Here is an 11761-nt window from a genome sequence, read left to right on the forward strand (position 1 = left end):
ATCTACCACGGTAGCGCCGGGCCATGCCCGGCGACCCTCACCCCTCCGGCAGCGGCTCCGGCACCGAACCCGGTACGAACACGCCTTCCTTCACGTAGGCGGCCAGGGTCATGTCCAGCGCCAGCATGCCATCGCGCTTGAGGTCCATCAGGTCCGGTTCGACCATCGCCCCGTGCAGCACGCCGAGCACGGTGGCGTGCAGCATGCGCGCTGCGATCTTCGGGTCGGCGCCGTCGCGCAGCTGGCCGAGGTCCTGGGCACGGCGCAGGGCGCGTTCCATCCGGTCGAGGGCGTCGCGGAAGCCGGCCTGCTGCAATTCGGTCAGTACCCTGGTATCAGCCGAGGCATCGCTGCGCAGCATGATCTCCATGGTCTTGCGCAGGCGCTCGTCCTCGGACAGCTCGATGAATGAGTGGATCATCACCGCGCGCAGATCGTGCACCGGGGTATCGCGCTGGTCGCTGGAGGTGCGCTCCAGTTCCTGCATGAAAGGCAGGTGTACCCGTTCGATCATTGCCGCCAGCACTTCGCCCTTGTTCTTGAAGTGCCAGTACACCGCGCCGCGCGTGTAGCCGGCGCGGGCGCCGATCATCTCCAGCGTGGTGCGGGCGACGCCATGCTCGTGGAAGCAGGTTTCGGCGGCGTCCAGGATGCCTTCCCGGGTCGCCTGGGTGTCCTCTTTGGTCTTGCGGGCCATGAGTGGGTACGAGTTAGCGTGAAACGTGGCTGAATTGTACCGGTTTACAAACAAACACGCATGTATGTATATTTCCCTCCCATCATTCCCGTCGTGTGCGTGGCAGGCCTGTCCTGGCTCCCACTCCACCCGGGTGGGCGCTGTCCGCGCGGTCTCCGCTCCTGCAAGGGGAGGGTCTGCCATATCAGCGCTGACTGAGATCCCTCCCTTCAAGAGCCATTCCCATCATGTTGCTGAGCCGAATCCGACCCTTCGCGTTGTCGCTGGCGATCGCTGCCACCGTCGCTGCCTGTGGCGGCCAACCCCAGGCGCCCGAACAGGGGCCGGGCCAGGTCAGCGTGGTCACGCTGAAGTCCGAGACCGTCGGCCTCACACGTGAGCTGCCGGGCCGCACCAATGCCTTCCTGGTGGCCGAAGTGCGCCCGCAGGTCAACGGCATCGTCGCCAAGCGGTTGTTCACCGAGGGTGGGATGGTCAAGGCCGGCGAGCCGCTGTACCAGATCGAGGACGCCAGCTACCGCGCCCAGGCCAACAGCGCGCGCGCACAGCTGGCCCGCGCCGAAGCCACCGCCAATGCGGCGCGGTTGAGCGCCAAGCGCATCACCGAGCTGGCCAAGGTCGACGCGGTCAGCCAGCAGGATCTGGAAAACGCCGTGGCCGCGCAGAAGCAGGCCGAGGCCGACGTCGGTGCTGCCAAGGCATCACTGGATGCCGCCAACGTGACCCTCGGTTATGCGCGCATCACCGCGCCGATCAGCGGCCGCATCGGCAAGTCCAGCGTCACCCAGGGCGCGCTGGTCAGCGCCGGCCAGGCAACTGCGCTGGCGACCGTGCAGCAGCTGGACCCGATCTACGTCGACCTCACCCAGTCCTCGGCCGAGCTGCTGCAGCTGCGCCGCGAACTGGCCGCCGGCCGCCTGCAGGACAACCAGCAGACGCCGGTCAGCATCCTGATGGAAGACGGCAGCACCTTCGAGCACAAGGGCACGCTGGAGTTCTCCGAAGTCAGCGTCGATCCGGCCACCGGCAGCTTCGCGCTGCGGGTCAAGGTCGACAACCCCGACGGCCTGTTGATGCCGGGCATGTACGTGCGTGCGGTGATCGGCGGCGGCGTGCGCAGCGACGCGGTGCTGGTGCCGATGCAGGGCATCGCCCGCGATCCGAAGGGCGATACCAGCGCGATGGTGGTCGGCAAGGACAACAAGGTCGAAGTGCGCCCGGTCAAGGTCAGCCGCACCGTCGGCGACAAGTGGCTGGTCGAGGACGGCCTGAAGGCCGGCGACAAGGTCATCGTCGAAGGCCTGCAGAAGATCGGCCCGGGCATGCCCGTGAATGCCACCGAACAGGGCGCCGCCCCGGCCAAGCCGGCCGCCGCCCAACCTGCAGCTGCGGCCGCAGGCGCGAAGTAAGCGGAGAACCCCATGGCACGTTTCTTCATCGATCGACCCATCTTCGCGTGGGTCATCGCGATCATCATCATGCTCGCCGGCGGCCTGGCCCTGTTCAAGCTGCCGATCTCGATGTACCCCAACGTCGCACCGCCGGCGGTGGAAATCAGCGCCAGCTACCCGGGTGCTTCGGCCAAGGTGGTCGAAGACTCGGTGACGCAGATCATCGAGCAGAACATGAAGGGTCTTGATGGCCTGATCTACTTCTCCTCCAACAGCTCGTCCAACGGCCAGGCCACCATCACCCTGACCTTCGAGAGCGGGACCAACCCCGACATCGCCCAGGTGCAGGTGCAGAACAAGCTGCAGCTGGCGATGCCACTGCTGCCGCAGGAAGTGCAGCGGCAGGGCATCAACGTGGCCAAGTCCAGTTCGGGCTTCCTGAACGTCATCGCGTTCGTGTCCGAAGACGGCAGCATGGATGCCAACGACATCGCCGACTACGTCGGCTCCAATGTCGTGGACCGTCTCAGCCGCGTGCCGGGCGTGGGCAACATCCAGGTGTTCGGTGGCAAGTACGCCATGCGCATCTGGCTGGACCCGAACAAGCTGCACACCTACGGCATGTCGGTGCCGGAAGTGGTTGCTGCGGTGAAGGCACAGAACGCGCAGGTGGCCATCGGCCAGCTGGGTGGTGCGCCGTCGGTGAAGGGCCAGCAGCTCAACGCCACCATCAATGCGCAGTCGCGCCTGCAGACCCCGGAACAGTTCCGCAACATCATCGTGCGCGGTGCGCAGGATGGTGCCGAACTGCGCTTGGGCGACGTTGCCCGCGTCGAACTCGGCGCCGAGTCGTACGACTTCGTCACCCGCTACAACGGCCAGCCGGCCAGCGGCCTGGCGGTCACCCTGGCCACCGGCGCCAACGCGCTGGATACCGCGGCCGGTGTCGATGAAACCCTGAAGGAACTGGAAGGCTTCTTCCCGGCCGGTTTGAAGGCCGAGATCCCGTACGACACCACCCCGTTCGTGCGCGTGTCGATCAAGGGCGTGGTGCAGACCCTGCTCGAAGCGATCGTGCTGGTGTTCGTGGTGATGTACCTGTTCCTGCAGAACTTCCGCGCCACCCTGATCCCGACCATCGCCGTGCCGGTGGTGCTGCTGGGCACCTTCGGCGTGCTGTCGGTGCTGGGCTTCTCGGTGAACATGCTGACCATGTTCGCGATGGTGCTGGCGATCGGCCTGCTGGTGGACGATGCCATCGTGGTGGTGGAGAACGTCGAGCGCATCATGTCCGAAGAGGGCCTGTCGCCGCTGGAAGCCACCCGCAAGTCGATGAGCCAGATCACCGGCGCGCTGGTGGGTATCGGCCTGGTGCTGTCGGCGGTGTTCGTGCCGATGGCCTTCATGAGCGGCTCCACCGGTGTGATCTACCGGCAGTTCTCGGCGACGATCGTGTCGGCGATGGCATTGTCGGTGCTGGTGGCCATCGTGCTGACGCCGGCGCTGTGCGCGACCATGCTCAAGCCGCTGAAGAAGGGCGAGCACCATGTCGCCCACCGCGGTTTTGCCGGTCGCTTCTTCAACGGCTTCAACCGTGGCTTCGACCGTACCAGCGAAAGCTACCAGCGCGGCGTGCGCGGCATCCTGCATCGCCCGTGGCGGTTCATGGGCATCGTCGCTGCGCTGTTCCTGCTGATGGGCGTGCTGTTCGTGCGCCTGCCCAGCTCGTTCCTGCCCAATGAAGACCAGGGCGTGCTGATGGCGCTGGTGCAGGCGCCGGTAGGTGCAACCCAGGAGCGCACGCTGGAATCGATCGCCGCGCTCGAAAAGCACTTCATGGAAAACGAGAAGGGTGCGGTCGAATCGGTGTTCTCGGTACAGGGCTTCAGCTTCGCCGGTATGGGCCAGAACGCGGGCATGGCCTTCGTCAAGCTGAAGGACTGGAAGGATCGTGACGCCGACAATGGCGTGATGCCGATCACCGGACGTGCGATGGCTGCACTGGGGCAGATCAAGGATGCCTTCATCTTTGCCTTCCCACCGCCGGCCATTCCGGAGCTGGGTACGGCGTCGGGCTACACCTTCTTCCTGAAGGACAACAGCGGCCAGGGCCATGAGGCACTGCTGGCGGCCCGCAACCAGCTGCTTGGCCTGGCGGCCGGAAGCAAGAAGCTGGCCAACGTGCGTCCGAACGGCCAGGAAGACACCCCGCAGTTCCGCATCGATATCGATGTGGCCAAGGCCAGCTCGCTGGGCCTGTCGATCGATCAGGTCAACACCACCCTGGCCACCGCGTGGGGCAGCTCGTACATCGATGACTTCATCGATCGCGGCCGCGTCAAGCGCGTGTTCGTGCAGGCTGACCAGCCGTTCCGCATGGTGCCGGAGGACTTCGATCTCTGGTCGGTGAAGAACGACAAGGGCGAGATGGTTCCGTTCAGCGCCTTCGCCAGCAAGCATTGGGATTACGGTTCGCCGCGCCTGGAACGCTACAACGGCGTGTCGGCCACCGAAATCCAGGGCGAACCGGCCCCGGGCGTGGCCTCCGGTGATGCCATGGCCGAGATCGAACAGCTGGCAAAGCAGTTGCCGGCGGGCTTCGGCGTCGAGTGGACGGCGATGTCCTACCAGGAACGCCAGGCGGGCTCGCAGACGCCGCTGCTGTACACGCTGTCGCTGATGATCGTGTTCCTGTGCCTTGCTGCGTTGTACGAAAGCTGGAGCGTGCCGACCTCGGTGCTGCTGGTGGCGCCGCTGGGCATCCTCGGCGCGGTGCTGGCCAATACCTTCCGTGGCATGGAGCGCGACATCTATTTCCAGGTGGCGATGCTGACCACGGTGGGCCTGACCAGCAAGAACGCGATCCTGATCGTCGAGTTCGCCAAGGAGCATCTGGAGAAGGGCGCAGGGCTGATCGAAGCGACGATGCATGCAGTGCGCGACCGTCTGCGCCCGATCATCATGACCTCGCTGGCCTTCGGCATGGGCGTGCTGCCGCTGGCGATCTCCAGCGGTGCCGGCTCCGGCGCCAAGCAGGCGATCGGCACCGGCGTGCTCGGCGGCATGGTGGTCGGCACCGTGCTCGGCGTGTTCTTCGTGCCGCTGTTCTTCGTCGTGGTGCAGCGCGTGTTCAAGAAGCGCAACGCCACCGAGTGATGACAACCGGTAGCGCCGGGCCATGCCCGGCGGATGCCTCACCGCATAGTCGCCGGGCCCGGCCCGGCGCTACCACCGTGACCCCCAAGGTGTCGCTATGAAATTCTCTTCTCTTGCAATATCCCTTGCCACCGCGCTGGCGCTCAGCGCGTGCGGCACCCTCGCGCCGAAGAACACCGCAGTGGCCCCGGCCATTCCGTCGCAGTGGCCGGCGGAAGCCGCGCAGGGCGAAGTGGCCGATGTGGCCGCGGTCGGCTGGCGCGACTTCTTCACCGATGAGCGCCTGCAGCAGGTGATCGGCCAGGCGCTGGACAACAACCGCGACCTGCGCGTGGCCGTGCTCAACGTCGAGAAGGCGCGCGGCCAGTACCGCGTGCAGCGCGCTGACCGGGTACCGGGCGTGGCCGTGACCGGGCAGATGGACCGCCGCGGTGGCGACGTGCCGGTGACCGAGCAGTTCAGCGCCGGCGTCGGCGTGGCCGAGTTCGAACTGGACCTGTTCGGCCGCGTGCGCAACCTGAGCGAAGCCGCGCTGCAGCAGTACTTCGCCGTAGCCGCCAACCGCCGCAACGCACAGCTGAGCCTGGTGGCCGAGACCGCTACCGCGTGGTTGACCTACGGTGCCGACCAGCAGCGCCTGGCGATCGCCGAAGCCACGGTGAAGACCTATGAGGATTCGCTGCGTCTGGCCGAAGCACGCCATGAGCGTGGTGGCAGTTCCGCACTGGAACTGACCCAGACCCGCACCCTGGTCGAGACCGCGCGCACCGATGCCGCGCGTCTGCGCGGGCAGCTGGCCCAGGACCGCAACGCGCTGGCGCTGCTGGCCGGTGGCCAGCTGGATCCGGCGCTGCTGCCGGACAGCATCGCGCCGCAGGTACTTGCGCTGGCACCACCGCCGGCCGGCCTGCCCAGCGACGTGCTGCTGCAGCGCCCGGACATCATGGCGGCCGAACATCAGCTGCTGGCCGCCAATGCCAACATCGGTGCCGCACGCGCTGCGTTCTTCCCCAGCATCTCGCTGACCGGCAGCATCGGCAGTGGCTCGAATGAACTGTCGGGCCTGTTCGACAGCGGTACGCGGGTGTGGAGCTTCCTGCCGAAGATCACTTTGCCGATCTTCCAGGGCGGCAAGCTGCGCGCGAACCTGGCGGTGGCCAACGCCGATCGCGATATCGCACTGGCGCAGTACGAAAAGTCGATCCAGAGTGGTTTCCGCGAAACCGCCGATGCGCTGGCATTGAATGTCAGCCTGGATGAGCAGGCCGCCTCGCAGCAGCGACTGGTGGAAGCGGCCGAGCAGGCCAACCGCCTGTCGCAGGCACGCTATGACGCCGGCCTGGACAGTTTCGTCACCCTGCTGGATGCACGTCGTACCGCCTACAACGCGCAGCAGACGCAGCTGCAGACGCAGCTGGCGCAGCAGTCCAACCGCATCACGCTGTACAAGGTGCTGGGCGGCGGCTGGCACGAGCGCGGGTAAGCGCGCTGATTCCGGTAGCGCCGGGCCATGCCCGGCGGCTCTTCCACCCAATATTCAGGGCGCCTGAAGCAGACCGCGCTTCGCGCTCGCCGGGCATGGCCCGGCGCTACCAGAGGGTCGCGATCATCGGAGATCGTGCAGTTGCCGGCCAGCGGCAAGCACCACCGGTCACACCGCTTCGTCATCCCGCCGCTCGCTGCGGCAGGAGCGTACCCGGGTCAGCGCGTCGCCGGCTTCGCGCGCCATCCTCTCGTACTCGGCGCGGATCTCTTCCAGGCGCTCTTCGTCCAGCTCTTCCAGGTCCAGCAGTTCATTGTTGGCCTCGGCGGTGGCGCGGATCAGTTCATCCAGCTTGATCTGCATCGCCGCCGTGTCCGAGTTCTGCGTGTGCTGGATCAGGAACACCATCAGGAAGGTGATGATCGTGGTGCCGGTGTTGATCACCAGCTGCCAGGTATCGTTGAACTTGAATATCGGGCCGCTGATGCCCCACAGCACGACGATCGACACCGCAGCCAGGAAGGTCCACGGCGAGCCGGTGGCGGCCGCGGCCTTCTTGGCGATCAAATTGAACAGGTTCCTTGCGCTCATCGTCATCGTTCCACTGGAATGATGACGATCATCGGCACGTGGCCGTGCAGGTGCCGTGCAGTCGAGCGTGGGCTCAGGCGCGCAGGCGCGGTGCTTCCTGGCTGCGCACCGGGCTGGCCAGGTAGACGTGCTGCCAGCAGCGTTCGACGAACTCGCGGGCCTGTGCTTCGGTCATGCGCGGCATGATCTGCAGGGCGTACTGGGTCTGGAACAGCTCATCGCGCTGCGCATTGCTGGCGCGTGGTTGGGTGATCAGTGAATCACAGGCGAACTTGATCCACGGCACATAGGTGCCGAACGAGGTGTGCGCGAGTGCGCCATCGGCGTGCTGGCGGCGCCAGTAATCCAGCTCCGCATCGACATTGATGACCGGGGGAATGGCGGGAACTTCAGCGTGCATGACGATCCAATCGGTTTGAGGTGAAGGGAGTGGGGCCCGTTACAGTGTGGCCCGGGCAGTGGTGCATGCCGCGTCAGCGCGATGTGCAGTCAGCGTGGCGATGGCGCAGCAGTTGTGCGTGTTCAACTGCACCCAGGCGTTCGGCCATGGCGGCCATCGCATTGCACAGGCGCACCAGGTCGCGGGGATGGTCGAGCAGCAGATCCTGCTGCATGTCCTGGTAGGCGCTCCAGAACGGGGCACTGCGCTGGTGCAGTGCGTATTGCTGCTGCAGTCGGTCCCAGATCACGGCCAGGGCCGGGTCGCTGGGAGGACGTACGGCATGCGCTTGCATGGTCGGCTCCAACCCGGGGCGGGGGCCCCGGTTGCATTCCACCCTAGACGTGGCGGCGCAGCAGGATGTTAGTGGCGCGTGTGCACTGCACGCAGCTGACTGCGCAGCAGTTCACGTTGAAGCAGGCAGACGCTGCCGGCACAAGGCTGTGCCGGCACTGAAGCGTTCATCAAGGCGGACTCATCAGCCGTGGCGGATGCTCATTCGCCGATGTCTTCGTTCCAGATTTCCGGATGTTGCGCAATGAAACCGCCCAGCAGGTCGACGCATTCCTGGCTGTCCAGGTCGATCACGTTGACGCCGTTCTCGCGCAGCCAGTCGATGCCGCCCTGGAAGGTGCGCGATTCGCCCACCACCACCGTGCCGATGTTGAACTGGCGGACCAGGCCCGAGCAGTACCAGCACGGGGCCAGGGTGGTGACCATGATGGTGTCCTGGTAGCGGCGCTGGCGGCCGGCCTTGCGGAAGGCGTCGGTCTCGCCATGCACGGACGGGTCGCCTTCCTGCACGCGGCGGTTGTGGCCGCAGCCGAGCAGGCGGCCGTCGTTGTGGTACAGCGCCGCGCCGATCGGCACGCCGCCTTCGGCCAGGCCCTGGCGGGCTTCGGCAATGGCGGTCTGCAGCAGGGCCTGGTAGTCGGGCGTGGTGATCATGCGGGGCTCCGGTAGGTCGTGGGGCGCCATGATACGGCCAGCGTTCCCCGCAGGGGCCCGGCGGTGCGATAATCGGGGCATGAGCGAATCCCCCTACAAATCCGGTACCACCCATTTCGGGTTCCGCGACGTTGACGCCAAGGACAAGCAGAAGCTGGTCGGCCAGGTGTTCACGTCGGTCGCGCGCAACTACGACCTGATGAACGACCTGATGAGCATGGGCGTGCACCGGGCATGGAAGCGCTACTACGTAGCCACCGCGCAGGTGAAGCCGGGTGACCGCGTGCTCGACCTGGCCGGTGGCACCGGCGATATCGCCGCGCTGCTGAAGGAGCGGGTCGGTGCCGAGGGTTCGGTGGTGCTGGGCGACATCAACGCCGGCATGCTGTCGGTCGGCCGTGACCGCCTGACCAACCGCGGCCTGGTGCTCGGCCTGGACTACGTGCAGTGCAACGCCGAAGCCCTGCCGTTCCCGGACAACAGCTTCGACCTGGTGACCATCGCCTTCGGTCTGCGCAACGTGACCGACAAGGACGCCGGCCTGCGCGAGATGTATCGCGTGCTGAAGGTGGGCGGCCAGGCCCGCGTGCTGGAGTTCTCCGAAGTCACTGCGGACTGGTTCAAGCCGATCTACGACTTCCACTCGTTCAAGATCCTGCCGAAGCTGGGCAAGCTGTTCGCCAACGATTCGGACAGCTACCAGTACCTGGCCGAGAGCATCCGCAAGCATCCGCCGCAGGAAGAGCTGAAGGCGATGATGGGGCAGGCGGGCTTCGAGCGCTGCCACTACAAGAACCTGACCGGCGGCATCGTCTCGATCCACTCCGGCTACAAGCTGTAAGCCTTGCTTTGGTAGGTGCCAACCTTGGTTGGCACACGCCCGCCGCGAGCGATGATGGATCCGTGCCAACCAAGGTTGGCACCTGCCGGGCCATCGTGGGGCCGGCCATTACCCCGCACCGCGCAACGCTTCCCGGCCGGGGGAGAGGTACCATTGGGGTTTGATCCCCGTAACGGTCCCGATTCATGCGCAATCCGCTGATGCTCCTTCCGCTGGCCGTGGCCCTGGCCGCCGGCTGCTCCCAGGAGGCGGCCGCACCCGCCGCCGCCCCGACTGCCCAGAAGGCTCCCGCCGCCCCCGTGAACGCCGAAAACCGCAGCCACGATGAAAGCTCGTACGCCGAGCCGGACAAGGTCGTCGTCAAGGACATCGCGCTGGATCTGAAGCTGGACTTCGACCAGAAGCAGATCGGCGGCACCGCCACCTACACCCTGGAATGGAAGCAGAAGGATGCCAAGCAGCTGGTGCTGGACACCCGCGAGCTGAGCATCGCCAAGGTCGAAGCGATCGCCGCTGATGGCGCGCGCAGCCCGCTGAAGTTTGAGCTGGCCCCGGTGGACAAGGTGTTCGGCAGCAAGCTGACCATCGAAACCCCGGAACAGCCGGCCAAGGTCGAGGTGACCTACCACACCGCACCGACCGCGTCGGGCCTGCAGTGGCTGGCGCCGTCGATGACCGAGGGCAAGAAGCTGCCCTTCATGTTCAGCCAGTCGCAGGCGATCCACGCCCGTTCCTGGGTGCCGCTGCAGGACACCCCGAGCGTGCGCTTCACCTACAGCGCGCACGTGGTCTCGCGCCCGGACGTGATGGTGCTGATGAGCGCCGACAACGATCCCAAGGCCGCGCGTGACGGTGATTACACCTTCAAGATGCCGCAGCCGATTCCGTCCTACCTGCTGGCCATCGCCGCCGGCGACCTGGTGTTCGAGCCGATCTCCGGCCGCTCCGGCGTCTGGGCCGAGCCGACCATGGTCAACAAGGCCGCCAAGGAATTCGAAGACACCGAGAAGATGATCGGTGCCGCCGAAAAGCTGTACGGCGAGTACCGCTGGGGCCGCTACGACATGCTGGTGCTGCCGCCGTCGTTCCCGTTCGGCGGCATGGAAAACCCGCGCCTGACCTTCGCCACCCCGACCGTGATCGTCGGCGACAAGTCGCTGGTCTCGCTGGTCGCCCATGAACTGGCGCACAGCTGGTCGGGCAACCTGGTGACCAACGCCAGCTGGAAGGACATCTGGCTCAACGAAGGCTTCACCACCTACGTCCAGGGCCGCATCACCGAAGCCCTGTACGGCAAGGAGATGGCCGAGATGGAGAAGCAGATCGACCAGACCGATCTGCTGGCCGAAGTGAAGGACATGAGCCCGGCCGACCAGGCCCTGGCGCTGCCGCCGCTGAACGAGCGTGACCCGGACGAAGCCCTCAGCCAGGTGGCCTACGTCAAGGGTTCGTGGTTCCTGGAATTCCTGGAACAGCGTTTCGGCCGCGAGACCTTCGATCCGTTCCTGCGCGGCTGGTTCGATGACCACGCCTTCCAGAGCGCCAACACCGACCAGTTCGTCGAGTACCTGAAGAAGAATCTGCTGCCGAAGAATCCGTCGGCGGTCACCGAGGCCGAACTGAAGGCGTGGCTGGACGAGCCGGGCATTCCGTCGTTCGCGGCCAAGGCGCAGTCGCGCAACTTCAGCAGCGTGGATACCGCGCGCATCGCCTTTGCCAGTGCCGGCACCGTGCCGAGCAGCCAGGTCATTGCCGAGTGGAGTACCCAGGAGTGGGTGCGCTTCATCGACGGCCTGGGCGCCACCCAGCCGCTGGACAAGCTGGCCACGCTGGACAAGGCGTTCCACTTCACCGGCACCCCGAATGGCGAGATCGCCATGCGCTGGTACCCGCTGACCATCCGCAGCGGTTACGAGCAGGCCAATGAAGCGGCGGCTGCGTTCATCGAGCGTGTCGGTCGTCGCAAGCTGATCCTGCCGATCTACGCCGAACTGGTGAAGACCCCGAAGGGTCTGGAGCTGGCCAAGCAGGCGTTCGAGAAGGCCAAGCCGGGCTACCACCCGATCACCACCGCCTCGGTGCAGGACATGCTGGCCAAGGCTGAAGCGAAGTAAGAAAAAGCGCCGGGCACTGCCCGGCGCTTTTTTTGTAGAGTCGGGGGCGGGGGGCGCGGGGGGGTTTGAAACAGGGGGCGCGTGGGGGGCTCGGATCAAAG

At 66.0% G+C, this 11761-nt stretch carries 10 protein-coding genes; 5 read left to right on the top strand and 5 right to left on the bottom strand.

Translation table 11 applies throughout. The features are described from left to right. Positions 1-37: 37 nt before the first annotated feature. Positions 38-697 (bottom strand): efflux transporter SmeDEF transcriptional repressor SmeT, encoded by a 660-nt coding sequence (smeT, locus tag AC13GI_RS20365; protein WP_482997191.1) that lies wholly within the window; start codon positions 695-697, stop codon positions 38-40. Positions 698-924: 227 nt separating this feature from the next. Here smeT and smeD point away from each other — a divergent pair, with 227 nt between their 5' ends. The 3 genes from smeD (at position 925) to smeF (ending at position 6727) form a co-directional block, all read left to right on the top strand. Then, the gene (gene smeD / locus AC13GI_RS20370; protein ID WP_099820612.1) at positions 925-2106 is read left to right on the top strand and encodes a multidrug efflux RND transporter periplasmic adaptor subunit SmeD; all 1182 of its coding nucleotides are present in this window, start codon (positions 925-927) and stop codon (positions 2104-2106) included. Between the two features lie 12 nt (positions 2107-2118). Next, positions 2119-5244, top strand: coding sequence for a multidrug efflux RND transporter permease subunit SmeE (smeE, locus tag AC13GI_RS20375; protein WP_032976546.1), 3126 nt, complete (start codon positions 2119-2121; stop codon positions 5242-5244). A gap of 97 nt (positions 5245-5341) precedes the next feature. Beyond that, positions 5342-6727, top strand: a complete 1386-nt coding sequence (smeF, locus tag AC13GI_RS20380) for a multidrug efflux RND transporter outer membrane subunit SmeF (protein WP_482997192.1) — start codon at positions 5342-5344, stop codon at positions 6725-6727. Positions 6728-6895: 168 nt separating this feature from the next. Here smeF and AC13GI_RS20385 read toward each other — a convergent pair whose 3' ends face one another. The 4 genes from AC13GI_RS20385 to AC13GI_RS20400 form a co-directional block, all read right to left on the bottom strand. After that, positions 6896-7318: a low affinity iron permease family protein gene (locus tag AC13GI_RS20385; protein WP_482997193.1), complete on the bottom strand. Its 423-nt coding sequence runs from the start codon at positions 7316-7318 to the stop codon at positions 6896-6898. Between the two features lie 73 nt (positions 7319-7391). Further along, entirely contained in the window at positions 7392-7718 is a 327-nt protein-coding gene (locus AC13GI_RS20390) for a hypothetical protein (RefSeq protein ID WP_099820615.1), read from the bottom strand. 73 nt (positions 7719-7791) lie between these two features. Beyond that, the gene (locus tag AC13GI_RS20395) at positions 7792-8052 is read right to left on the bottom strand and encodes a hypothetical protein (protein ID WP_482997194.1); all 261 of its coding nucleotides are present in this window, start codon (positions 8050-8052) and stop codon (positions 7792-7794) included. 200 nt (positions 8053-8252) lie between these two features. After that, on the bottom strand, positions 8253-8705 hold the full coding sequence (locus AC13GI_RS20400) for a nucleoside deaminase (protein ID WP_005411083.1): 453 nt from the start codon (positions 8703-8705) through the stop codon (positions 8253-8255). Positions 8706-8784: 79 nt separating this feature from the next. On the opposite strand from AC13GI_RS20400, the gene ubiE reads away from it, so the two are divergent. Both ubiE and AC13GI_RS20410 read left to right on the top strand, forming a co-directional pair. Then, on the top strand, positions 8785-9546 hold the full coding sequence (gene ubiE, locus AC13GI_RS20405) for a bifunctional demethylmenaquinone methyltransferase/2-methoxy-6-polyprenyl-1,4-benzoquinol methylase UbiE (protein WP_032976541.1): 762 nt from the start codon (positions 8785-8787) through the stop codon (positions 9544-9546). A 185-nt stretch (positions 9547-9731) separates the two neighbouring features. Further along, entirely contained in the window at positions 9732-11660 is a 1929-nt protein-coding gene (locus AC13GI_RS20410; protein ID WP_482997195.1) for a M1 family metallopeptidase, read from the top strand. The last annotated feature ends 101 nt before the right edge of the window (positions 11661-11761 follow it).

This window comes from Stenotrophomonas sp. 82F1, from assembly GCF_056861525.1.

Bases quoted from the DNA above. Each gene is read 5' to 3' on its own strand.
- AC13GI_RS20385 (WP_482997193.1), bottom strand. From the start codon at position 7,318: ATGAGCGCAAGGAACCTGTTCAATTTGATCGCCAAGAAGGCCGCGGCC.
- smeE (WP_032976546.1), top strand. From the start codon at position 2,119: ATGGCACGTTTCTTCATCGATCGACCCATCTTCGCGTGGGTCATCGCG.
- AC13GI_RS20400 (WP_005411083.1), bottom strand. From the start codon at position 8,705: ATGATCACCACGCCCGACTACCAGGCCCTGCTGCAGACCGCCATTGCC.
- AC13GI_RS20395 (WP_482997194.1), bottom strand. From the start codon at position 8,052: ATGCAAGCGCATGCCGTACGTCCTCCCAGCGACCCGGCCCTGGCCGTG.
- ubiE (WP_032976541.1), top strand. From the start codon at position 8,785: ATGAGCGAATCCCCCTACAAATCCGGTACCACCCATTTCGGGTTCCGC.
- smeD (WP_099820612.1), top strand. From the start codon at position 925: ATGTTGCTGAGCCGAATCCGACCCTTCGCGTTGTCGCTGGCGATCGCT.
- smeT (WP_482997191.1), bottom strand. From the start codon at position 697: ATGGCCCGCAAGACCAAAGAGGACACCCAGGCGACCCGGGAAGGCATC.
- AC13GI_RS20390 (WP_099820615.1), bottom strand. From the start codon at position 7,718: ATGCACGCTGAAGTTCCCGCCATTCCCCCGGTCATCAATGTCGATGCG.
- AC13GI_RS20410 (WP_482997195.1), top strand. From the start codon at position 9,732: ATGCGCAATCCGCTGATGCTCCTTCCGCTGGCCGTGGCCCTGGCCGCC.
- smeF (WP_482997192.1), top strand. From the start codon at position 5,342: ATGAAATTCTCTTCTCTTGCAATATCCCTTGCCACCGCGCTGGCGCTC.